This is a genomic window from Radiobacillus sp. PE A8.2, assembly GCF_045635475.1.
Classification (GTDB): Bacteria; Bacillota; Bacilli; order Bacillales; family Amphibacillaceae; genus JBJGXI01.
Genome location: NZ_JBJGXI010000025.1, coordinates 49,865 through 74,724, shown reverse-complemented (window position 1 = coordinate 74,724; position 24,860 = coordinate 49,865). Strand labels below are relative to the sequence as shown.

At 37.3% G+C, this 24,860-nt stretch carries 20 protein-coding genes; 4 read left to right on the top strand and 16 right to left on the bottom strand.

Translation table 11 applies throughout. The annotated features are described in order from the left end of the window. Positions 1-234: 234 nt before the first annotated feature. The 4 genes from ACI6MV_RS14305 to ACI6MV_RS14290 form a co-directional block, all read right to left on the bottom strand. Complete coding sequence (locus tag ACI6MV_RS14305; RefSeq protein WP_407270987.1) at positions 235-543, bottom strand: hypothetical protein; 309 nt, start codon at positions 541-543, stop codon at positions 235-237. A gap of 101 nt (positions 544-644) precedes the next feature. Continuing rightward, positions 645-1,496, bottom strand: a complete 852-nt coding sequence (locus ACI6MV_RS14300; RefSeq protein ID WP_407270986.1) for a transglutaminase family protein — start codon at positions 1,494-1,496, stop codon at positions 645-647. Further along, complete coding sequence (locus tag ACI6MV_RS14295; protein ID WP_407270985.1) at positions 1,493-2,458, bottom strand: alpha-E domain-containing protein; 966 nt, start codon at positions 2,456-2,458, stop codon at positions 1,493-1,495. The genes ACI6MV_RS14300 and ACI6MV_RS14295 overlap by 4 nt, the downstream gene beginning before the upstream one ends. Before the next feature lie 18 nt (positions 2,459-2,476). Then, the gene (locus ACI6MV_RS14290; RefSeq protein ID WP_407270984.1) at positions 2,477-3,922 is read right to left on the bottom strand and encodes a circularly permuted type 2 ATP-grasp protein; all 1,446 of its coding nucleotides are present in this window, start codon (positions 3,920-3,922) and stop codon (positions 2,477-2,479) included. Between the two features lie 229 nt (positions 3,923-4,151). Here ACI6MV_RS14290 and ACI6MV_RS14285 point away from each other — a divergent pair, with 229 nt between their 5' ends. Further along, positions 4,152-4,394: a hypothetical protein gene (locus ACI6MV_RS14285; protein ID WP_407270983.1), complete on the top strand. Its 243-nt coding sequence runs from the start codon at positions 4,152-4,154 to the stop codon at positions 4,392-4,394. Between the two features lie 73 nt (positions 4,395-4,467). Here ACI6MV_RS14285 and ACI6MV_RS14280 read toward each other — a convergent pair whose 3' ends face one another. From ACI6MV_RS14280 to ACI6MV_RS14265, 4 genes are all read right to left on the bottom strand, one after another. Next, positions 4,468-5,781 (bottom strand): DUF4129 domain-containing protein, encoded by a 1,314-nt coding sequence (locus ACI6MV_RS14280; protein WP_407270982.1) that lies wholly within the window; start codon positions 5,779-5,781, stop codon positions 4,468-4,470. A 10-nt stretch (positions 5,782-5,791) separates the two neighbouring features. Then, a complete protein-coding gene (locus tag ACI6MV_RS14275) occupies positions 5,792-6,922 on the bottom strand; it encodes a DUF58 domain-containing protein (RefSeq protein WP_407270981.1) in 1,131 nt (376 codons plus the stop codon). Beyond that, on the bottom strand, positions 6,919-7,893 hold the full coding sequence (locus tag ACI6MV_RS14270; protein ID WP_407270980.1) for an AAA family ATPase: 975 nt from the start codon (positions 7,891-7,893) through the stop codon (positions 6,919-6,921). The genes ACI6MV_RS14275 and ACI6MV_RS14270 overlap by 4 nt, the downstream gene beginning before the upstream one ends. A gap of 191 nt (positions 7,894-8,084) precedes the next feature. Further along, positions 8,085-8,945, bottom strand: a complete 861-nt coding sequence (locus ACI6MV_RS14265; protein WP_407270979.1) for a VOC family protein — start codon at positions 8,943-8,945, stop codon at positions 8,085-8,087. Between the two features lie 188 nt (positions 8,946-9,133). Here ACI6MV_RS14265 and ACI6MV_RS14260 point away from each other — a divergent pair, with 188 nt between their 5' ends. Then, the gene (locus ACI6MV_RS14260) at positions 9,134-10,093 is read left to right on the top strand and encodes a P1 family peptidase (protein ID WP_407270978.1); all 960 of its coding nucleotides are present in this window, start codon (positions 9,134-9,136) and stop codon (positions 10,091-10,093) included. A 452-nt stretch (positions 10,094-10,545) separates the two neighbouring features. Here the strand turns inward: ACI6MV_RS14260 and ACI6MV_RS14255 are convergent, their stop codons facing one another. Further along, positions 10,546-11,376 carry a formate/nitrite transporter family protein gene (locus tag ACI6MV_RS14255; RefSeq protein WP_407270977.1) on the bottom strand — a complete coding sequence of 277 codons (831 nt, stop codon included), beginning with the start codon at positions 11,374-11,376 and terminating at the stop codon, positions 10,546-10,548. Between the two features lie 220 nt (positions 11,377-11,596). On the opposite strand from ACI6MV_RS14255, the gene ACI6MV_RS14250 reads away from it, so the two are divergent. Then, a complete protein-coding gene (locus ACI6MV_RS14250) occupies positions 11,597-11,917 on the top strand; it encodes a hypothetical protein (RefSeq protein WP_407270976.1) in 321 nt (106 codons plus the stop codon). A 31-nt stretch (positions 11,918-11,948) separates the two neighbouring features. Here the strand turns inward: ACI6MV_RS14250 and ACI6MV_RS14245 are convergent, their stop codons facing one another. Continuing rightward, a complete protein-coding gene (locus ACI6MV_RS14245) occupies positions 11,949-12,863 on the bottom strand; it encodes a VanW family protein (RefSeq protein ID WP_407270975.1) in 915 nt (304 codons plus the stop codon). Between the two features lie 96 nt (positions 12,864-12,959). Then, the gene (locus ACI6MV_RS14240) at positions 12,960-15,131 is read right to left on the bottom strand and encodes a type IA DNA topoisomerase (protein WP_407270974.1); all 2,172 of its coding nucleotides are present in this window, start codon (positions 15,129-15,131) and stop codon (positions 12,960-12,962) included. 216 nt (positions 15,132-15,347) lie between these two features. On the opposite strand from ACI6MV_RS14240, the gene ACI6MV_RS14235 reads away from it, so the two are divergent. Beyond that, positions 15,348-15,722 (top strand): sporulation protein, encoded by a 375-nt coding sequence (locus ACI6MV_RS14235; RefSeq protein WP_407270973.1) that lies wholly within the window; start codon positions 15,348-15,350, stop codon positions 15,720-15,722. A gap of 743 nt (positions 15,723-16,465) precedes the next feature. Here ACI6MV_RS14235 and ACI6MV_RS14230 read toward each other — a convergent pair. From ACI6MV_RS14230 to ACI6MV_RS14210, 5 genes are all read right to left on the bottom strand, one after another. After that, positions 16,466-17,392 carry an ABC transporter permease gene (locus ACI6MV_RS14230; RefSeq protein WP_407270972.1) on the bottom strand — a complete coding sequence of 309 codons (927 nt, stop codon included), beginning with the start codon at positions 17,390-17,392 and terminating at the stop codon, positions 16,466-16,468. After that, entirely contained in the window at positions 17,385-18,443 is a 1,059-nt protein-coding gene (locus ACI6MV_RS14225; protein WP_407270971.1) for an ABC transporter permease, read from the bottom strand. The genes ACI6MV_RS14230 and ACI6MV_RS14225 overlap by 8 nt, the downstream gene beginning before the upstream one ends. Next, positions 18,436-19,971, bottom strand: coding sequence for an ABC transporter ATP-binding protein (locus ACI6MV_RS14220; RefSeq protein ID WP_407270970.1), 1,536 nt, complete (start codon positions 19,969-19,971; stop codon positions 18,436-18,438). Before ACI6MV_RS14220 ends, ACI6MV_RS14225 begins: the two co-directional genes overlap by 8 nt. Positions 19,972-20,086: 115 nt before the next feature. After that, positions 20,087-21,169, bottom strand: coding sequence for a BMP family lipoprotein (locus ACI6MV_RS14215; protein WP_407270969.1), 1,083 nt, complete (start codon positions 21,167-21,169; stop codon positions 20,087-20,089). 418 nt (positions 21,170-21,587) lie between these two features. Further along, complete coding sequence (locus ACI6MV_RS14210; protein ID WP_407270968.1) at positions 21,588-24,821, bottom strand: SNF2 helicase associated domain-containing protein; 3,234 nt, start codon at positions 24,819-24,821, stop codon at positions 21,588-21,590. Between the last annotated feature and the right edge of the window lie 39 nt (positions 24,822-24,860).

Below are 24,860 nucleotides of genomic sequence, written 5' to 3'. Positions count from 1 at the left end.
AGTTACTTATTTTAACATTTAATTGGATATCCGTTGTTGGAACAGATAATAGAAAATTACTTTTATACAAAAATTTTGTTATATCGTGATACGCTTCACCACCATTTACTTTAAATATCGATATAAAGTTGGTCGAAATCGTTCCAAACTGTATACGGATATGAACAGTTGTTTCTAAAAATTATGTAGTTGACTTATAGCTATTAGCATATAGTCAAGTGGCTACCTGTGAAATCAATGCTGTAAAAGATCTGCATAGTTTGTTTTAAAATAAGAAAGTAGTGCTTCACGATGGCTTTGTAATACCGAACAAATTTGCTGACCGATAGGTACGGCGTTAATCGTTTTGTTACAAATCTGACACGCTTGTTTTTCCGTAAATACATGCTTGATTCCAAATGGAATTAAACTCGTTCCTTGTCCCACTAGAAATTGAAACAATTGATTATCCACTAAAAATTTTATATGAAAGCCGTTAAACTCTGAAGCCGTATTAACTGATACATGTTCTATTTGTAATTTACTCACGTTTAATTCTGTCATAAGCAATCTTCCTTTCCTTACAGATAACTCCAAGTATAACAGAATTTTTTTTATATAAAGCAAAAAGCACCTGCATGATATGCTGCAAGATGCTAAATTCGTTAGTCATTAACTAATTGCTTTACACTAACTTGAACGTCAAGCGTATGCACAGATCCAAGATAAACTCCCTTTAATGGGGTAATATCTGTATAATCGCGCCCAGTTGCCAGCTTTATATGCTGTTGGTCTGCATACACATTATTCGTAGGATCAATACCTATCCAACCAAGAGTAGGAACATGAAATTCCACCCATGCATGTGTAGCCGCATCACCACGTAAAGCTGCATTTTCGCCAACATAAATGTAGCCACTAACATAACGAGTCGGAATACCACGATACCTACATAAAGCAAGCATCACGTGTGTGTAATCCTGACATACACCTTCACGTTTCTCGAGCACCTCAACTGCCTTCGTTTTCACAGTCGTTGCACCTGACGTATACGTAAGTGTATGATAAAGATACGCATTGATTTGTTGTACAAATTCGATTACGTTTATCGCTTTATCCCATAGCGGATCTGTTATTTGCTTAATAATTTCTTCTGGTATATCGGTATATTGCGTACTTACTAAAAACTCAGCATAATTCTGCTGATAAAATTCACTTTCTCGATCTCTCTGTTGTTCAGCGGACAACAGGCTATTAGTAGGAAGTGGCTGCGTCTCCACTATAGACATGGTTTCAATTGTCAGCGAGTCATGTGCTCCCCATAAGTAAAAAGTCTCCACATAATTTCCCCAATAATCAATATGACCAAAAGATTCACTGAAAGGATTAATTGTTGTTTGATACGATAATAATGTTTGACTATGATCATCGACCGGTCGTAATCTAAATTGATTAATACTTTGTCTTACTGGTCTCTCATACTTATAAGTGTTGTTTTGATAGATTTGGAATTTCATGGTATTGTGATTTCCCCCAGATAGTATGTTGATGTAACGAGGTTACCTATCATGTTAGATCTTTTAAGAAATTGCTGTAGATAATTGTGTGCACCAACTGCTACTATTTGATCAATTGTCGTTTCTTTTAAATCAAGTTCAAACTTCTCTAACTCCTCTGCTAATTGCTGATTATATTCCTTAACTTCCCCTTTTTCTAGCGTTAGAAAAGCTTCTCTTACTCTTTGTATACAATAAAACATAGAGCGTGGAAAATCTGGATTTAAAATAAAAAACTCTGCAACTTGACGATCGACAATTAATGGTCGATATGTTTTAATATATGCTTCATAACCACTTACTGACTGCAATACTGACCACCAATGATGATAAGCCACAACTTCTTCATTCGGATATCCATAGAGATTTTTATGATATAGAACATCTAATATTCGTGCAGATTTCTCAGCTCTTTCTAAATATTTACCAATGTCCATAAATAAGTAAGCATCTCCGCGCAGCATCGTACCATCAAGGATGCCATGAAATAAAAGCGACTCTTTTTTAACCATATCACAGAAATCACTTATTTGATCCATTTCCCAAGCATAATTCGCGTAGTTTTTCACATTGAAATAAAAAGAATTAATATTTCCCCACAATTCCTGTGGAATGATTTCTCTTATCGCTCTAGCATTTTCTCTTACAATATTGATGGAATTTAAGATGGAGCTTGGGTTATCTTTTGAAAAAAATAAAAAATCGATAACGGAACGATCGTTATACCGCGTATAAAGATTGTCGAATGAACCATGAAATCCACTTATATGCAGTACTTCTTCCCAGTCTTGGTTTATATTATGGATAGGATTTGCATTTTCTAACTGACTTATCAATTTGACCTCTACTAATCGCGCATTGTTCTCCATTCGTTCGATATTTCTAGTCATCCAATAAAGGGAATCAGCTACCCTACTTAACATACCTACATCCCCTTTCTGCTAATCTTGTGATTGTATATTTTCTAAGACCCATGTATCTTTTGCCCCTCCACCCTGTGATGAATTAACAACTAAGGAGCCTTCCTTCAAAGCAACCCGGGATAGTCCACCCGGGAATACATGCGTATCTTCACCACCGAAGATATATACACGCAAGTCAACATGACAAGGAGCAAATTGTTCCCCTTTAAAGGTCGCTAACCGAGAAAGCTTCATCGTAGGCTGGGCAATATAATCAGCAGGATTTGCTACTATTTGTTTTCTATACGCTTCAATTTCTTGCTTCGTTGCATGAGGACCAATTAACATATTATATCCACCTGAAGCATTTGTTTGCTTCACAACAAGCTCTGATAGGTGGTCTAACACATACGCAAGTTGTTTAGGATCTCTGAGTAAATAGGTTTCTACATTTTTAATGAGTGGTTCTTCGTTTAAATAGTAGCGAATCATATCTGGTACATAATGGTATACAGCTTTATCATCTGCAACACCATTCCCAATTCCATTTAATATCGATACGTTTCCCGACCGGTATACATCAATTAATCCTGGCACTCCTAATAACGAATCCTCGCGAAATTCCAAAGGATCCAAAAATTCATCGTCTATTCTACGATAAAGTACATCGACTTTTTGAAGTCCACGTGTCGTTTTCATATAAACGTGTCTGTTTTTAACTACAAGATCGCGCCCCTCTACAAGTTCAATTCCTGTTTGCTGAGCAAGAAAGGAATGATCATAATATGCAGAGTTAAATATACCTGGTGTAAGAAGAACAATTGTAGGATTTTTAGACTGTGGCGGGGCAAGAGACGCCATCGCACCGTGTAAATGAGAAAATTGTTGTTCTAGTGACCGTACCGAATAATCAAAAAAGAATTCTGGATAAACCTTTCTCATTACATATCTGTTTTGAAACACATAAGAAAGACCCGAAGGATTTCGCAGGTTATCTTCTAAGACCCTATATTCACCATCCTTATCTCGAATTAAATCGATTCCAGCAATAAAAATATGCTGCTTTCGCGGTACATCGATACCTGAAACTTGGTGAAGAAAGTGCGGACAGTTTACAATTAAATCCCGCGGAATAATACCATCCTTTAGGATTTGTTGATCGTGATATACATCATCTAAAAATGCATTTAGAGCCTCAAAGCGCTGCTTTAAACCTTTTTCAAGATCATCCCAATCTTTAGAAGGTATAATTTTGGGAACAAAATCAAAAGGCATCGTTCGTTCTGTTCCTTGATTGTCACTGTAAACCGTAAACGTAATTCCTTGCCTTAGAAAGTCTTGTTGCGCTAAATCATGCCTAGCCTTTAAATCCGCCACTTTTAAACTCGTTAGTTTTTCATAAAAGGACTGACAATGTGTGTGCGGATGTTTTAAATCTTCAAACATCTCATCAAAAAATCCTTCCAATTCATACGTATCAAACAATGTCTAATCCCCCTTTTAATTCTCTTCGTTTAATATTCATTCTATTTAAAATTTACAGAATATTAACTATATTATACGATACTTTGGCTAATTTTACCTCCTATTTTTGATTTAAAGCTGAATATAAGAAATTAACCAAAGAAAACACTATCATTTCAACTTCCTCTGATGGTATATTTCTACTAAATCCGGCATATACTTTAATACATTTTAATAGAGGTGAGTGTATATGTTTTTTATAGATAATCGGAAGAAACACCAGAAATTTTTCATTGCTGATGACGGAAGAGTTTTTGCGTTAATCTATGATGAAGATGTGGATGCTGAGTATCATTATTATCTCGTTAATTTAGACGAGCTTGAATTATATGTTATGTTTGAAAATCTACCAGATACTAGCGAGATAGAAGAGGAAATCGGTCCGCACGAGGCAATACCGACTGCTAGGTTTGCACTGCATTTAATAGAATGAAGTATGTCAATTTGTCGAACTAAGTATGCTCTGACTGAGAAACTTATAGACTGATACACAGATAGAGAAAGGGCTAACCCTTCCTCTTGTTCGTACTTAGCCTTTTATATGTTGACAATAAACTCGAGATATCATCAACATCTCCCTCTCCATACCTCACTTTGTGATAACAGTCTTCTAACTCACGAAGAAATTCATTTTCAGCTAGCATATGTTGACCTAATTCACTAACAGTTTCATGAACAGTATTACTCCTTCTGTATTGATAACCTCGTTTCGTTTGTTCTACTATTAATTCTCGGTATAAATACCGCACCTTCTCTTGATCTGAAAGACTATTCCACTTTATTCGTTGTGGTGTTAATTTTGACAAGAACTTTTTAACACTATGCTTACTTTGCTTTCGCCATTCATACCAATCAAAAAGACTTTCTTTCTCATCAGTATACGATTTCGCAACTTCTTGTTGGTTTGAGATATTAAACCATTTATTCAAGAACTCTTTAATCGTCTGTAACAATCTTTGTAGACTGTGACGGAACTTCTTAAATAATTTCACCAATAGCATAATTACTACTCCAACGACCGCAACTACAATCAATGCCATAAAAATTCTTTCTACCCATATCCATAGTAAGGATGGCTCTTGCTGTTCTTCTCCAGGAAGTATCATTGGTGTTTGTGTTGATTGCTCTTGCTCCGTTTGGCCATCAGAGGAAAACAAAGAAAAAAATGCAATAATTAAACTCAATATAAAACGGATCACGTTGATAAATAGAGCTTGAACAGCAACAAAATTTGTGATTATTACAGCAACTGTTATCGTCCATATTATATACATTTGATTGTGTCTTTTTAGTACAGTAGCTAATACAGGATTGTTTTTCTTCGATAGTGTTGCTGCTTTTAGATGTGTAGAATTGGAAACAAACAAAATAACAACAATCACAATTATTCCGAACCAGTTAATCCATTGACGATATGGAAACAGTGCTTCTACATGTTGATATAAGAAATAACTAATAAAATATACAGACAATCCCCCGCCCCATAAGTAACTAACGGGAAATATCTCATGCCAACTCTTCTCACCATGCATAATCCCTCTATAGCAGGACAGCAGGCCCAATAGTAAGAAAATAACCATTGCTATGATTGTTTCATGATAAATAACTAGTAATGGGAGACTGATGATGAAACAATAAAATACAGATACAAACCTTTTTTGATATGTTACGAGGCGTCTGAATAATAGACCCGCCAGAAAATATATGGGAACAATGAATAAAAAACTATATAAATACGATGCCGGCAATAAGAATACTCCAATAAGTAAAACAATGGGAAAAACAATCAAATACTCAACCATGCCCTGAAAGTTCTTCAAACAGACCTCTTTAAACTGCATGATTGTCACCTTCTTTATGTTGATTCTGATAATCAGCATGGACCCATACCATTTCAACTGCATTTCCATTTGCTTTTAATTCTTGTATACGCGCTTCCATTTTCTGTGTCGTCATCGATGTAATAATTATTATGTCTGTATTTGTAAGATTGCGATTTAAATCTTCTTGTAAGAACTGCTCAAAACTCATACTTCTATCCATTTTCAATTTAGCCATTGTGTCTAATATGTAAGTTAGTTGATTGTTTCCAAAATTTGAAGCAGTTCTAGTCGATGGTTGTATGCGTTGAAATTTCCCAAATGGTTCTACTAAATAACTATTACTTCCAAATCCCGTGGAAATACCTTTAGCTAAAGCAAAATTAGCAATTGAGGCAGCATAGCTAAGTCCTTGCTCCACTAATTCTTGATCAGCAATTGGTAACCAAATATCATCTGTTTGGTCAAAATTTACATATATCAGAAGTTGATGATCAGATGTATGACCCTTTTGATTTACTTGAAAATTACCTGCTCGTGCTGTTGCTTTCCAATTAATCGTATTAAGTGCATCTCCTCGAACATATTCGCGGACACCCGTTACAAGAAAAGGATCTTCGATAATCCATCTTTTAACGAGCAAATCACCGAGCCAGCTATGTGAAGGCAAAGGGATATCATCAATAGATACAATCTTTGGATATACTGTTAACTCAACGATAGCATCGAAATGTTGAAAGGATTGTGAATAGCCAAACACATCGCCAGTCGTCATCGATACGGATTCAAAACGATAATAGCCTCGTTTCTTGCATACAAGCTTCTGTCGCCTCTTAATTCTTTGAAACGGCATCATTGTAAAAAGTGTACGATGAAATGTCTCATCTTGAATCTCTTGTTGCTGTTGTTCAGAGACAAATTGAAGATTTGGATGTAGCTTAGATTCCAATCTTAGCCACAGAATAGGCAACCACTTTTTGTTTGCAATTTCATCAACCATTTCGATCTCATCGCCTACAAAAACAGGTTCCGGCACAAATGAGCGTTTATATTCAATTCTTCTTAATCCCCATTTATTCAGTACATAGCTTTGTCCGATGATCACGACAATTAAAATGAATATTAACCAAGGAATACTCATTTCCCATGCAACCCTTTCTCTAACTCGGACTCCGTAGGAACGGCTATATCCTTTACTAGTTCTTCTAACAACCTTGCTGCCTGATTTGTTTGAATCCCTATCGTTTGTTTTACTACTATACGATGTGCCAAAACGGGCTGTACCATTGCTTTAACATCATCTGGAATTACATATTCTCTACCTTTTATGGCAGCATAAGCCTGGACAGCTTTAAGAAGTGCCTGACTTCCTCGTGGGCTGACTCCCAAGGTAATATTTGATGATGATCTTGTCGATTCCACAATATCCATCATATAGGACAGTATATCGTCACTTACAAACACAGATGAATAACTTTTTTGTGCGGCTAATATTTCAGCTTCATCTACAACTTCCGTAATTATTTCTAATGGATCATTTCCAATAAACCGCTTTAAAATATCGATCCCTTCTTGCCGAGATGGATAACCTAGTCGAAGTTTAATAAGAAAGCGATCTAACTGTGCTTCTGGGAGTGGAAAAGTCCCCTGATTCTCAACTGGATTTTGCGTTGCTATAACCATAAATGGACGCTTTAACAGTCGTGTTTCCCCGTCAATCGTCACTTGGCGTTCTTCCATGCTCTCTAGCAAGCTCGATTGCGTACGAGGCGTTGCTCTATTAATCTCGTCAGCCAAAACGATATTAGCAAATATTGCACCTGCTTGAAATTCAAATTGTCCTTTTTGTTGGTTATAAAAATTTAAACCCGTAACATCTGTTGGCAGTAAATCAGGTGTAAATTGAATGCGTTTAAATGTGCAGGATAATGATTTAGCCATCGTTTTGGCTAACATCGTTTTTCCCGTACCAGGAACATCTTCTAGGAGTACATGACCTGATGAGATTAATGCTATGAGTAATAAATCAATCGTTTCGCTTTTACCAACGATTACTTTTTGTATATTGTTCTTAACTTTGTCTACTAAGTTTTTAACATCTGATAGTTCCATACGTGATTTCCTCCATTTTTTTGATCGCGCTTACAGCGAAAAGTTACTTCATTAAAAAAAGAATCACATGACTCTGAGTTGACCGTATCACAGTCTGCCTTACACTTATCTAAAAATAAAAAGACAGACTAGTGAAATACTATTATTGTCTGTCCCTCTATCATATATGGAAATTCCAGTTAATTAAAGTTTTATTTTAGAATAGTTAATTGTATTTTATTACCTGAGGGATCTTCCGTAATGAGGCATGCACCTTTATTTTCAAACGGTATTTCAGCCTGCTTTAGATTAGCTTCAATCATTTTCATCTTCTCATTATTTGGAATTACAATTGTAAAATCATGTAATCCAACGCTATCTTTTTCTGGAGCTTTTGCACCCACTCCGTTCCACGTATTCACACCAATATGATGGTGATAACCACCGGAAGAGAGAAATAATGCCTGGTCACCATATAAGCTGTTCGCTATATCGAAGCCTAAAACATCACAGTAAAACTGCTTAATCTGTTTTATTTCAGCTACATGTAAATGAATATGACCCATAATCGTTTCACTTGATAGACCTTTCCATGTTTCATGTTTTGCTTCTGCTAGTGCTGCTTTTACATCCATAGGAACCGTGTTCATATCCACTTCTCCATCTTGCCACTTCCATGTATCCACTGGTCGGTCAACATAAATCTCAATACCATGTCCATCTGGATCTGATAGATAGAGTGCTTCACTGACTAGGTGATCTGAAGCTCCTTGAAGTGGATAACCAATATCCAGCAGATGCTGGATAACTTTTCCTAGCTCTTTGCGATTCGGAACGAGTAATGCAAAGTGATATAAACCTGTTGTCCGCATTTGTTTTGGTTTCACATTTTCTGGTTGCTTTATTATAACTAGTGGTGTTTTTCCATCTGCGGTAAATGATGCTTTATTACCGGTATTTTCTAATAAACGTAAACCAATTGCTTTCGTATAAAATTCAAGCGAGCGATGAATATCTTGAACATTGATTTCAATCTGCTGCACAAACATATGCGGGTATTGGTGGAATTGCAATGCGTCGACCTCCTAATAATATAAATAAAGTTACTAAAAGTAATTTGATTACTATTAATAATCATATTATAAGTAAATTTTCTCTTGCAGTCAATATAACACTGAGTCGATTACATTGACGAATAAAACTATCAAAAATACAATAAAGAAAAGTATATGAGCGTTTACACACAATGAAGGAGGATATTATGTCGACTGGTCAAATCACTGATGTTCCCGGTATTCTTGTTGGACAACAACAGAACACGGAAGCACTTACTGGTTGTTCTGTTATTATCACCGAAGCTGGAGCAATTGCTGGTGTTGATGTCCGTGGATCCGCACCAGGTACAAGAGAGACAGATTTATTGAACCCTATTAATTTAGTTGAAAAGGTACATGGGATTTGTTTGACAGGCGGAAGTGCCTTCGGTTTAGACGCAGCTTCCGGTGTAATGAAATATCTTGAAGAAAAGCAAATAGGGATGGATGTTGGTGTTGCAAGAGTACCAATTGTGCCAGCAGCAGTTTTATTTGATCTAGCAATTGGGGACCCACATACTAGACCAGATTTAGAAATGGGTTATCAAGCAGCATCTATCGCTTCTTCAAATCCAATTACTACTGGTAACTATGGTGCAGGATGCGGAGCAACTGTAGGGAAGTTAGCTGGCTTTGAGTATTGTATGAAGGCTGGTATCGGAACTGCTTCCATTAAGATATCAGATGAAATTACGATAGGTGCACTAGTTGCAGTAAATGCTGTCGGTGAAATTCGCAATCCAGCAACAGGTCAAACGATCGCTGGTCCATACGATCGGAACAACGAACAACTGCTAGATAGTGATAGCTTATTAAAACAGACGGCGCACAAGGTACTATTTCCTGGCACGAATACTACGATTGGTGTAGTTGCTATCAATACTTCTTTATCTAAGGTTGAAGCAACGAAAGTATCTCAAATGGCTCATGACGCATTCGCAAGAACCATTTATCCTGCACATACGATGTATGATGGTGATACAATTTTCACTTTAGCGACTGGTGGTCCAAAGCTACCGGTTGATCTTATCGGTGCAATGGCCGCAAAGGTAATGGAGCAGGCTATATTAAATGCTGTCTATAGTGCTGAAAGTATCGGTAACATTCCTGCTTATAATCAAATTTGAAAAGTGCAGAGCGCCGCTTAGAAACGTAGCGACTGGAGCGAATCGACTGAGATAAAGGAATCATACCCCCGCATAGGGGGTATGTCGACGTTGGACGACAAGTCCGCTTTTAGTCGACCCTCCATAAAACTTGAATCGATGATGACTTATCGTAGGGCGAGTCGTGAAGTCGCCTAGTTTCCGACGCTCGGAGCTAGACACACGAAAAGTGCAGAGCGCCGCTTAGAAACGTAGCGACTGGAGCGAATCGACTGAGATAAAGGAATCATGCCCCCGCATAGGGGTATGTTGACTTTGGACGACAAGTCCGCCTTTAGTCGACCTTCCATAAAACTTGAATCGATGATGACTTATCGTAAGGCGATTCGTGAAGTCGCCTAGTTTCTGGCGCTCGGAGCTAGACACATGCACTAATTTTCTTATCATGAGGCGGCATAGTCCGCCTCCTTATTTTATTTCCCTTCCGACACAACAGATAACGGAAACTCATCAACAGTATTATTCGCAACTGGTTTTGTTTTTCTTACATACGCAATCCAATAAGCACCAGCGATAAAAAAACTGCCACCGACTGCATTCCCCAGAAATACGGGAACAAAATTTTGTAAATAAGCGACCCATGATAAGTGACCTGCGAAAATAGCTGCTGGGATAACAAACATATTTGCTACAATGTGCTGAAATCCGATAGCAACAAAGGTCATTGTAGGGAACCATATACCAAGAATCTTACCAGCAAAATCCTGAGCACCATACGACAACCAAACTGCTGAAGCAACTAGCCAATTGCAACCAATACCTGAAACGAATGCCTGCACAAAACTAGCTTCCAACTTATGCTCGGCAATTTCCACTGTTGTCGTTAAAAACGCACCGGTTTCTGTTAAGCCAACAATATGTCCAAAGAAATAAGCAACAAACACCGCACCGAAAAAATTGCTTAATGTGATGACCATTATATTAATTGCTAGTTTTTTTGTACTAATTTGTTTGGCAAACCGGGATAATGGGACTGCCATCATGTTTCCCGTTAATAATTCACCTCCAGCTAACAATGTTAAAATTAAACCTATTGGGAAAAGTGATGCACCGATAAAGGCAGCGAAACTCTCCCAGTCTGTTGGGATTGTTGCAACTACACGTATATATAATAGGAAGCCTAATGCGATAAATGCTCCAGCCTGAAAACCAAGTATCGATGATTCTAAAATCGATAAATTTGCTTTTTTCTTTCCTGCTTTAATGGTGTATTCAGCAATTTGCTGTGGTGTGTAAAAACTCATAGTACCAGATCCTCTCTACCAGGTTGTAAACTTATTCACATTTTATAACGTTTCTACACAGAAAAATATGTGAACACTTTACTAACTTTCTGTCTAATCTAATTTAGTTAAATCCAAAATACTAATGTAAGCCAATCATCTCTTCAGCCTAAAATTAATCGCTTACAATCTATAGTTTTATGTTAAGATAAAAGTTAACTTGTTTGAAAGGAATGATTACATGTTTGGCGAAAAAATTGCAGTTAAGTTAGAGGTCGTGGCACGAAGAGCTTTAAATGTTAAAAATAAAGACGGCATGGCCGGCGTTATTTCTGTTGATTTTATCGCTAATAATAGAGGAGCTTTTACTGTAATATGTGCTGCTTTAGCTCCTTATTATTTGAATGCAACGAAAGAAGAACGGATTCCATTAGATGATATTATTGCCCGCTACCGTCATCTACCGAATTGCAGTAACGAGGAATATTTTAAATCAACTGAGCAAGCAACAGAAGAATTAAAAGCACTGCTTAATGACCTTGGCGTGCAGGATTATGAATAGGAGCTTAGCCTTCACCCAGTTAGTCTTTAGATTAGGATGGCTCCCGTTTCATCTCATCCGGTAACTGTTTGGATGCATCCGGAGTTTGTTTATGTTTCACTTCGATTTCTTCCGAAGAAAATATTTGAATTACTACGGCACCATTTCTTGCCTTTGCCTGAATGAGTAAGGGATGATGATAACGGTTTTGGAATGTGAAATCGGGTCCATACCAACTTACCGTTGCATCACGGCCTGGTGGTACATATTTTACTTGCTTGCTGTGAGAGTATCGTTTAATAATATGTACCCCAGCCCGGTCCACAGCATTAAATAAAGTAGAAGATACCTGACAAATCCCACCTCCAACCCCTTCTGTAAGCTCACCTTTGACAATTATCGGCGCTCGCTTATATCCTTTCTCCATCGTCCTTTCACCAACTACTTCATTAAATGAAAATGTTTCTCCAGGAAATATAACATGATTATTAATAGCTTCGGTTGCGATTTCTATATTAACAGACCGCTCTTTGTTTCTCGAATTAAAATAAGTTATATAATACCCAATTTTGTTTGCACTGATTGTTGATAATAATTCACTATCGACTTTTGGATATACCCGATTTATAGGCACATCCAATTGCTGATCGAACTGATTCTGAAATAATTTAGCTACTAACTGCTCCTTAAAGACTTGTCTATCTAATTGAATTCCAGGCTTTCCAGATTCTATGATTCCTTGGTCATTTATGATTGCATTTTCTGATGGTTGGCTTATTCGTTCATCAACATCCTCAGTTAAATTTTCGACAGCACCCCAATTAACGAAGGAATCGTCTATTATTTTTTTCACAAGCATCTGCTTATTAAATGTTAAGAGCAGTTGCCCTTGCATCATCAACGTAATCTCAGCTGAATAATTTGCCAGCACAGCAGCCATGCAAATAGTTGTAATTAAAGTTTTCACGGGTAATTTCCCTCCTAGTGGTAGTATGAGGGAAAGTTACTTGTTTCATGCTATATTGTTATATAAATATAAAACCAATTTTTCTAAGGGTGTTGTTTATTTAGCAAATTCCATTTTCCAACTAAAATATTTATTATTCGTGTTTTTTTCATAACTTAAATACGCATTAAACTTCTTGTTGTTTCTACTCGTCAAACCTTTGACAAAAACTTTTCCGTTTTTCAATAGACCTTTTACCATTGTTTTTGTAGCTTTCTTTTTCATCGAAGCCAAATACTTATCGTTCTTCCAGACCACAAAGGAACAACCACTCTTCCAGTTACTACAGCCAAAACCTTTCGTACCTTCGACAACAGCGTTACCACAAAGCGGACACTTACCTAACACTTCTGCTTCGCTAGACGATGAAGTTGAAGAAATCTGACGAATGACAATTGCTTCTTTATCTTTAATTGTTATTACCGCTTGTTTTGTAAAAGCATAAATCTCACCTAGAAAAGCTTGCTTAGATATTTTGCGTTTTTCCATATCATAAAGTGATTTTTCCAAGCGTCCTGTGAACTCTAAATCAAATAATTGCTGAATTGGAAAGGTTTCTACTAACTTAACTCCTAGCTCTGTACAAGTAAGATTTTTTTGTGAAGAAGTAATATAGCCAATGTCCTTTAGTTTTTTTATCGTTTCAGCCCGTGTTGCAGCTGTGCCGATACTAAAGCCCTGCAAGATGGTACCGAGAAATTCTTCGCTATCTTCTGGTTCTTCATCCTTATACCCTTTTCCACATGTCTCCATAATCCGCAATAACGTTTTTTCGGTATGATATTTAGGTGGTTTCGTAACATGAGAAGTTAGTTCACTTTGTACTACATAAACTTGATCATTAACCTGGACTAAGGGGAGCAACGTGTCCTTAGATTGAATTCGCTCTACCTTTTTCCACCCCTCCACAAGCTGTACCTTTCCCTTCGATTGGAAGACTCCTTCTATATTTGTGCCATCGATTTTTGTAATAATCACAGTTTCTTCGTATTCAGCAATCGGCATAAACTGCATAATTAATCGATTTTTCACCGCATTATAAACAATCTGCTCATCATTCGTAAGTCGTTTTGGAATGACATAGGTAGGAACGATTGCACTATGACTCTCCACCTTAGCATTGTTAAAAACCCGTTTGCTTTTTGTGAATCTGACCTCGTTTTTGTATGACAAGTCAGCAGTTATTTTCTCTAGAACTTTTGCTGTTTTCCCTACCAAACTTTCCTCCAAGGCAGTACTTGATGTTCTTGGATAGGTAATAAATTTTTTCTCATAAAGAGATTGGGCGACCTTTAACACTTTGTCTGATGTCCATCCTTTGTACTTACTCGTTACATGCCCTTGAAGATTAGATAGATTGAATAAAAATGGTGGAAATTCTTTTTTTCTATCCTTCTGTTTGTTTATAATTTTTGCAGTCTTATTGTTAATTTCGTCTTGTATATCTTCTAACTGATCTTTTTTCTTGAATTTGTCGGTTTTCTCTATGTATGTTCCTACATACGTTTGATGATCCACCGTTTGAAACGTTGCGTTTAATTTAAAATAATCCTCTGGTATAAAGTTTTTAATTTCCATATCGCGATCGTATATGATTTTTAAAGTTGGCAAAAGTACTCGACCAATATTTAATACCTTTCCTCTTCCCTTTTGATACTTTAAGGTTGCTACCGATGTTAAATTAATCCCTATTACCCAATCTGTCCATTGTCTGCTTATTCCTGCGTCCTGAAGGGGTCTCATTTCATCATTAGACTTTAAATTAGCTAAGCCTCGTAACACTTCTTCTGATGTCCATTCATTCAACAGCATCCGATATACTTTTTTGTCCGTTTTACTATTGTAAATAATACTATCTCCAATAATCTGTCCTTCTCTGTCATAATCACATGCCGAGATGATTCCGTCTACATCAGACCTTTTGATAAGCGAATGAATGATTTTTAGTTGCTTCGCTGCGCCTGCATCACGTTGTGCTCTATTGCGTGGATTACTTTTGACTTTATATTTAAATGGTGACGGGATAAATGGAAAGTTGTCCATCTTCCACCTCGCCATCGCTGCATCATAGTCTTTGGCATCATATAGTTCTAATAGGTGGCCGAATGCCCAAGTAATAAAATAACCATTACCCTCAAAATACCCATCTTTTTTCTGTTTAATTTTTAGTGCATCAGCTATGTTTTTTGCCACAGATGGCTTTTCTGCGATAATCAGTTTTTGATTCATAAATAGGTGAAACTCCTTTCTAATGAAACGAACTAATAATTAACATCATAAAATAATATTGACTATGAATCTAGCAAATTATAAAATATATAAGGCTTAGATACTCGTAAAACAGAGATTAACACACAACAGTTCCTTTTCTTACTTTTATGAGATGAATTTAAATACTGTAGATGATCAGACCTAACGGAGGGCATAACATTGCTAAAGCGCATAATGAGTATTGTGAAACAAAGTTCACCACAAGTAGAATTAATTCTTAACACAAACGAAATCTTTAAAGGTGGACAAGTAACAGGGGTCTTTTATCTTAAGGGCGGATGGTTTAAATATAAGATACAGAGACTGGAATGTGATTTAATCCGAGAATCTCAAGGGGAAAAACCTGAAGTTGTCGAGCCTGTGAAAACAATTCTAATGTCAAGGACAATAGATCAAAATGAAAAAACAGAAATTCCATTCTCGTATCAGTTAACACAAGAACTTCAACCAACATCCAGTAAAATCACTTATAGACTGCATACGAGGCTTGTCTGTTCGGACGATGTAAAAAGTAAAGACCATGATGAAATTATTGTGCGTAACTCTTAACACCAGCAGCTCATCTATATATTACCATAAAAATTATGAAAACGTAAAAAGAACGATCTTTCCATATGGAGTAAAATCGTTCTTCTTATTTATGGCTCTTTTCGCAGAATTTGTTGCTTTTTATGTCTTATTTGAAGTGAAATCCATCGTAACCTGAGAGTGTGCTTATACCCGCTCCGGAAATCCACTTCGCGCACCTTAGGGGGGCTAGTGAGCCTCCTCGCGCGTTCGCGCTGCGGGGTCTCACTTAGGCCGTTTCTTAAGGACTACAGGCTGAAACCGTCCTTGTCGGACAACGCCGGGCCTCAGGAGTCGAAGTGCATTTCCTCCGCTGCTAACGGGATTGCTCTTTACGTCGGGTGATTGGAGCTCCAGGCAGTCGATCCTCGAAAATGAAAACCGCATTTTCTTCGTGCGGTGTTAATCGGGGAAGTTAATTCAAAGTTCTGCGGGAACAGCACGGGCTGAAGATCCACTAGAGAAGCGCTCTTTGGGACTGCGATTACTCGTCCCACCGAAAACATTTGCTTCTGAGTTAGCTGAAGCCGTGCCTGTTTAAAGAAAAACGCTTTAAACTAGCGAAAAGCGACTGCCTGGAGCGGAAATCACGGGCACTACGTTACGACGGAGTTTAGCTGTTTTGCGTATTAACAACAATCTTTTAGAAAACAGCCTTAGTTATAATGGATCTAAAGTGTTTATAAAAAAAGGTTAAGCCACAACTTGTGCGTTTATTCTAAACATCAGTTTCTTCTAAAATGTTTCCCGACTGATGCAGGTGCTCGATTTCGCTTATGAAACACAATCAAGACAAGAATCGTGAGCACATACGGAATCATTTGGATGAATTGAACCGGAATTGTAAATACCTGCAATCTAATTTGCAGGCTTTGCGCAAAACCAAACAATAGACTACTACCAAATACGCCAAATGGATTCCATCCACCAAAAATCATTGCTGCAAGTGCGATATATCCTCTACCAGCAATCATATCTCTACCAAACAAATGCACTTCACCTACAGAGAGATAGGCGCCACCAATACCTGCTAGTACACCACTTAAAATTACACACAAATACTTAATACCATTTACATTTACGCCTAGTGTATCAGCTACATGAGGATTTTCACCGATGACGCGAATACGTAAACCTAATACGGTCTTATATAACAAGAGCCATGTGACAATGATTAGCACGATTAGCAGATAAAATAAGATCGATTGGTTACCAATGATTGGTCCAATCACAGGTATGTCTCTAATTATTGGTATAGACAAGTAACCAATTCCTTCTACTTCATCCGAATTACCTCGGTTGCCCCAAATAATTTCCAATAATACACTTGTCAAACCAAGACCGAGCATGTTAATCGCAAGACCACTAATAATATGGTCGGTTTTAAAGTGAACCGTCAATACCGCATGAATCAAGCCAAACAAGCCACCTGCAACCATTGCAAATAAGATGCCAACATAGCCATTGCCAAATAAATCTGCACCCCAAACTCCGGCAAACGCACCAACGAGCATCATGCCTTCCATACCAATATTAATGATCCCTGCACGCTCACACAATATTGCTCCAAGTGCTGCAAAGGCAATTGGTATCATAATTCGGAGAGAGCCGGATAGTAATGAGATTATTAATTCTACAGTACCATTATCCAATCTTCTCTCCCCCTTTCTTCTTGCTCTTTATTACCTTAATTACCCATGGTGTAGCAACAAAAATGATTACTAAAGCTTGAATGATAATAACAAAATCTGCAGGAATCTCTGTGCTTCGATCCAGTCGCATTCCACCTGCACGCAAAGCTCCAAACAAAATCGCTGAGAAAATAACTCCGATTGGATTGTTCCTGCCTAAGACAGCAACTGCGATACCGTCAAAGCCATAACCTGGAGACAAACCATTTATAAAATAATGGTGCACACCAATTACTTCAACAGCACCAGCTAAAGCAGCAACAAATCCACTAATCGCCATCGTCAGCATGATCCGTTTGCCGTGATTAATCCCCCCCGTTTTTGCTGCGGTGGGATTTAGACCAATTGCTCTTATTTCGTAACCATACACGTGATAACGGAAAAACCAATACATAAACAGACAAGCCGCTATCGCGAAGAAAATGCCAATTGTTAACTGACTATGCGGGACCAGCTGGGGAAGGTATACCGATTTTGCGACCATCTCCGTACGGGGAACCATTCCCTCTGCTTTAAATACATAGTTTACTAGATATTCAGTTAATAGGATTGCAATATAGTTCAACATAATTGTTACAATGACTTCATGCGCACGCCATTTTACTTTGATAAAACCAGCAAGAAATGACCACGCTGAACCTACAAGCCCGGCCGCGATCATGACAACAACAATATGAATAACACCAGGTAGTCCATTTAAATATATACCTACAATGGCAGCAGTAAATGCCCCGAGGTATAACTGTCCTTCTGCACCAATATTAAATAGCCCGCCCCTAAAAGCAATCGCTACCGCTAAACCAGTAAACATGATTGGCGTCGCTTTAGCTAGTGTATTGGCTAAAGCATCTAAATCACCAAAAGCACCTTGCGCAATAGCGCCATAGGCAGCAACTGGAGAATATCCTGCTAATAAAAGCACCAAACCACTAAACAAAAATGCTAGTATTAAAGAAAGAATGGAACTAGTAATGGCCGAACCCATAACTAATTTACGTAGTTGATTAATCACGTCCTGTTTCCACCTCTTTCTTCTTTGTGCCACCAGTCATTAAGCTTCCTAGTTCATATTCGCTGAAATTTTCAGCGCGGTCATAAGCAACTATTTTCCCTTCGTAAATAACTGCAATATTATCACTAAGTTTTCGAATCTCATCTAGTTCGGCAGAAATTAGCAATACAGCTTTTCCTTTATTCCTCATTTCGAACAATTGTTGGTGAATGTATTCAATTGCACCGATATCTACTCCCCTTGTCGGCTGAGCAGCTATAATGACGTCTGGGTCCTGGGATAATACGCGTCCAATTACAATTTTCTGCTGATTTCCTCCAGATAGTGCACTTACAGGCATGTCCGTATTAGACGATTTCACTTGGTAGTTCGTACGAATCATCTCACCGTGTTCAGTAATTTTCTTTGTGTTGAAAACTTTATTTTTTTGAAACATCGGTTTATTATGATAACCGAGAATTAAATTATCTTTAATAGAAAAATCATTTATAAGTCCAGATTTCGTTCGGTCTTCGGGAATATGTCCAATCCCAGCATTTATTACCTGTATTGGAGACAAATTCTGTATTTCTTTTTCTTTAAATATTACTTTACCTTCATTTGGCGAAAGTAGTCCAGTAAGCACTTCGATCAATTCTGATTGCCCATTACCTTCCACTCCAGCAATCCCTAGTATTTCTCCACCAAATAATGAAAGATTCAAACCGTCAATTACAGGGACTCTTCCATTTCGAACCGTTAAATCATTGATTTCTAATAGTTTTTCTTTTTTTGTATCAACAGTAGCAGGTGCGTCGAAAGATACTTTTCGACCGACCATCAGCTCAGCTAATTGCTCTGTAGTCGATGTTTTTGTATCCAAGGTTTCGATTGTTTCACCGTTCCTAAGAATCGTTGTTCGGTCTGCGATCGCCATTGTTTCTTTTAATTTATGTGTAATTATAATAATCGATTTTCCCGCATTTTTTAATTCTACTAACACACGGAATAAATCCTCAACTTCCAATGGCGTCAGCACCGCTGTTGGTTCATCTAATATGAGTATGTCTGCATCTCTATAAAGGGCCTTCAATATTTCAATCCGCTGTTTCGTACCTACTGGTAAATCCTCAACAATTGCCCTCGGATCAACCTTCAAACCATATTTATCTGAAATTCGGGCAACCTCATTTACCGATTTTTGCTTATCAAAAAACAACCCTTTTTTTGCTTCATATCCGAGTACTACATTTTCGGTGACGGTCATTGTGTCAACTAGCATAAAATGCTGATGGACCATGGCAATCCCCTTGTTTATTGCAATAGATGGATTAAAATGGTCATAATTAACCTGACTACCATTAATCCAAATCTCTCCTTCATCTGGATTATGCATACCATAAATAATTTTCATTAATGTTGTTTTACCTGCGCCATTTTCACCTAATAAACTATGTATCTCACCTTTTTTCACTTGAAACGTAACGGCATCGTTTGCAACAGTTACGCCAAAACGTTTTGTGACATTTCTGAGCTCTACAGCATACATTTTTATCCTCCTCATCCATTTAGTTGAAAATAGATGTAGCCACCCCAAAGTAGAAGCTTTGGAGCGGCCATTTATATCAAGTACTTTATGAATGGTTCATTTACTGCAACACGCTTTATTGATGTTCTGTTAAAAATGTTTCAACTGCATCTAATTCTGTAGGAACAACTATTTCACCATCGATGATTTGTTGTTTTAAATCTTCCGCCACGTCAATATATTCTTGTGGTGTTTCAATATTACTACCTTCTACCATGTAACCAACTGCTTCTTCTTTTACACCTAGATTTAATACTTCAGCAGTCCATTCTCCGTCAATTAGTGCGGAAACTTGATCAAAGATAACATTATCAATTTTCTTAACTGTTGTAGCAACTAAGTAATCTGGTCCTTGAGATGGTTCCATATCGGCACCAATCGCCATAAATCCTTGTTCATCTGCTGCAGTAAATACCCCAAGTCCTGATCCACCTGCTGCTGCGTAAACGACATCTGCTCCACTGTCATACATAGAAGTAGCCATCTCTTTACCTATAGTTGGATCATTCCATGCACCTACATAGTTAACTAAGACTTCTGTATCTGGCTTAACAAATTTTGCTCCGGCTTCATAACCAGCTGCAAATGCATTGATTAATGGAATATCCATTCCACCAACAATACCAATTGTTCCTGATTCTGATTGTTGTGCAGCAATAGATCCTGCTAAGAACGCACCCTCTTCAGCTTTAAACACTGCAGAAGCAACATTGTCTGCTTCTAGTACAGAATCAATTAACAAGAATTTTTGCTCTGGGAATTCTTCAGAAACGATGGAAATCGCATCAACTTGGTCGAATCCAATACCAACGATTAAATCGTATTCACCTGTTTTTGCATATTCACGGTGATATGTTTCAAATTCAGCAATTTCATTTGGTTCTACGTAATCATAAGTTACGCCAAGCTCTGCTTTTGCTCTTTCAATTCCTTCATACGCATTATCATTGAAGGATTGATCCCCAAGACCACCTGTAGCAAATACAACGCCGATGTTTACTGGTGCCTCGGCATCTTCTTCTGTATTACCGTTTTCAGCACCATTTGTTCCGGTATTTGATTCTGTATCATTTGATTCCGTTGTATCTTCACCACAGCCTGTTATAACAAACATAATGGCAATAAGACTAAATAACACGGCAAGTAATTGCTTTTTCATTCTGTTTTCCCCCTTATTATCCTTATATATATGTTAGAAGTCCTTGCTGCAAATTTCGTCAACTGTATCCATTAATGCTAGAATTACTACTTATATGCAACAAAAACATGTAACAACTCGAGTTTATCGTAATAAAATTAACAATTATATGTAAAATTACGAATATTAAATCGTTTTATTGATGAATCGTTCGTAAATAATATACACCATTTATATCTATCTGTAAATCCTATTTATTTAACCACAATACACATTTTCTATCCAGCAGCTTGTCAGTAAATATGACAAGTAATAAGAAAAGCGTAGGCAAAACTTAGATGAGTAAATTCTCGCTAGTTGCATCACTGGAGCTAGACAACCCGAATGCTATTTTATTTCATAAAAAATGCTGCTGGATTTTTTCCAGCAGCATTTACACTTATATACTTAATAATTCTTTAATTTCCTGTTCCGATAGACTTGATAACATGGTATCACCAGGTTGAATAACTTTTTCAATCAATTCTTTTTTACGTTGCTGCAGTTGATATATTTTTTCTTCAATGGTCCCTTTAGAAAGCAAACGAATAACTTGCACCACATTTTTCTGTCCCATTCTGTGCGCGCGGTCGGCAGCTTGATCTTCAACTGCTGGATTCCACCATAAATCGTACAAAATTACTGTATCTGCACCAGTTAAATTCAGACCAGTGCCACCTGCTTTTAATGAAATGAGAAAAACATCATTTTCCCCTTCATTAAAACGGTTAACCATTTCCACTCGTTCCTTTGAAGGTGTTTTACCATCAATATAAAAATATGATAGGCCAGCTTCATCTAATTGCTTACGAATAATGTGTAGCATACTCGTAAATTGCGAGAAGATTAACATACGCTTTTTATTTTCTTTGGCATTTCCAACAATCTCGATGAGCTGCTCTAATTTACCAGATGAGCCCTCATAGTTTTCGATAAACAACGAAGGATGACAACACAACTGCCGAAGTCGCGTTAAACCTGCTAAAATTTTTATCCGGCTACGATTTAATCCTTCACCTTGCAAGGATGCAATCGTTTCTTTTTGAATCTTTTCTAAGTATCCCATATACAACTCTTTTTGCTGCTGTGTTAATTCTGATACTTGCGTCGTCTCAATCTTATCAGGAAGCTCTGTCAAGACATCTTTCTTTAAACGTCTCAAGATAAAAGGGCGAGCCATTTTGGAAATCTTCTCTTCCGACAGTTTCCGAAATGCCTGTTGGCTCGGGAAAAAGCCTGGCAAGACAGCCTGAAAAAGAGCCCATAACTCATCCAAGGAGTTTTCGATTGGTGTGCCACTTAACGCAAATCTTTTCCCTGCTCGAATATCACGCACTGCCTTCGAGGTTTTCGTTATATGATTCTTAATAGCTTGTGCTTCATCTAGAAACAAGCAACTGAATTGTTGATCCTTATATAAATCTATATCCTGTCTTAATAGTGGATACGAAGTAATTAGGACATTTGGTTGGGATTCTTGCTGTAAAATAGCTTCCCTTTCGGACGGTGTACCGATGACAACTTCTGCATCTAAACTTGGTGCGAATTTTTCGAGTTCGCTTTTCCAATTGTACACTAGAGAAGCGGGGGCAACTACTAAGGCAGGATTAGTTAGCTTCTGTTCCTGCTTTTCAGATAATAGAAATGCAATAGCCTGCAATGTTTTTCCTAAGCCCATATCATCAGCAAGGATACCTCCGAGTGAATACGTTGCTAGTGTCTTTAACCACTGGAAGCCAAGCGTTTGGTACTCCCTTAAATCAGCTTGCAAATCTACAGGCAATTCGAAATCAAGTTCATCAGGATTTTTAAGACTTTGAATTAACTTACGAAATTGTTTCCCAATTTTAATTTTAAGCTTAGTATCTTCTTGAATTAAATCGTCCACCTGCAGTGCCCGATATACTGGTAACTGTAATGTACTGCCATTCAGCTCCGCTTTGTTAATATTTAATTCAGAATACAACTGCTGTATATTTTGCATTTGTTGATTACCTTCAATAGACACAAACGCACCATTTGGTAATCGATAATACTTCTTCTTCTCAACAACCGATTTCAAGATTTGCTGAATATGATCAGGCTCTACATCCTTCATGTCAAAACTGACTTCTAGCAGACTGCCATCATTATTAAAATCAAACGTAGTTGTAGGCGCATAGGAATCAGGTAATAACAGACTTTTAACTTCATTAGTTAAAAAGATATTTGCTTTATCTTCTAGATAAGGCAATGTGTGAAAGAGAAAGTAATAAATATCTTCCTCTCCTTCAACATATAGCTTTTTCCCGTTATATTTTAAGGACGCATCCTCGATTGCTGTCATTATTTCTTGTTCTTTACGCATATCGCGGACGGTTAACCCTTCTTCTTTTTCCTCATCGGGAGCACTCGGTAAAAATGGATTGATGGTCACATCTCCATAATGGTACTCAACATCAACTTGCAGGGTTTCACCATCGCTATCTACTAATATCTTTGCTTGCAATGGGAACTGCCTAATTTGATTGGAAACCTGCTCAGAAATATCTAAGGTGCCTATTTTTTTCATTTCTGGAATCGCTACTGACAAAAAAGACTCGATTTGATCTTTAGCAATCGGTATGTGTTGGCCTTTGTAAATAGATGATGTTGTATCGAAACCTGTTTGAAGTTCTTCTATTATCCGTTGTTGTTCGCTAGTTAACTTGTAAAGCTGATACCCTTTCTGCAGGTATCCGTATAATTCAAACAATTCTACATTGGCTAATTCCGAAATATCCAATTGAAAATCGTCTGCTTCTCCCTTTTCCAATCGAAAAGCAAGCGGTATTTCATTCTCAATAATTTCCAAACTTGTATAGCTATGATTGTAACTCTCAAAAGTAAAATTCGTTTCCATTAGCATCTCTAATAGTGTATCTACCATCATTGGTGGTACCATTACAGCACGTTCGTCACCTCGGTAAGAATAGTACCTGTCATTATATGCGGCCTCATTTTTACTAATTTGAATAAGTAATTGGATAACCGCAAAGTCTTGTTTGGTAAACACCTGCTCAGTCGGATCATACGAGAAATTTTTTGTAAAAAAATATGAATTATTCATTTCAACAGCTTGTAAGAATTTATTTAAATCCTTTACAACATAGACTCGATTAACACCTGTCTTCATCTCTATTGCCCATACTGATGATGCACCATAGTTCGAGGATAACTGCGTTTTAATAATAAATTCTACGTTTAAAGGGTCCTTAATGAATTGTTCGTGACTATATGCTTCCGTTTGCTGATAGGTTGAGAAAACATCAATAAAGTGATTTATTACCTTTTGTTGTTCTCGCTTCTTTTTCGTTTCTAATATAAATGGGTCTTCTTTTTCCTGTTTGTCGGCAATTTCAAACAGACATGCTGCTGCATGCTTGCATTCTCCATAATCAAAAAATGCCAAACAATCACATCGAAAATCAACATGGTCATCTAAAATAGTAACTGTCACATCATACGCACCTGTACCAATTACTTTGCCGCGCCATCTATTATCTCTTTCTACATAATAAAGGCTTTGCACCCGGCCTTGATTATAGTATAGAAGACCTCGCATATACATCGACTTGGAGAATAGTTGTTCAATTTCATCTTTAAATATTGGCATGCTTTTCATCTTCATCAACTTTCTATGCTTATACTAGTT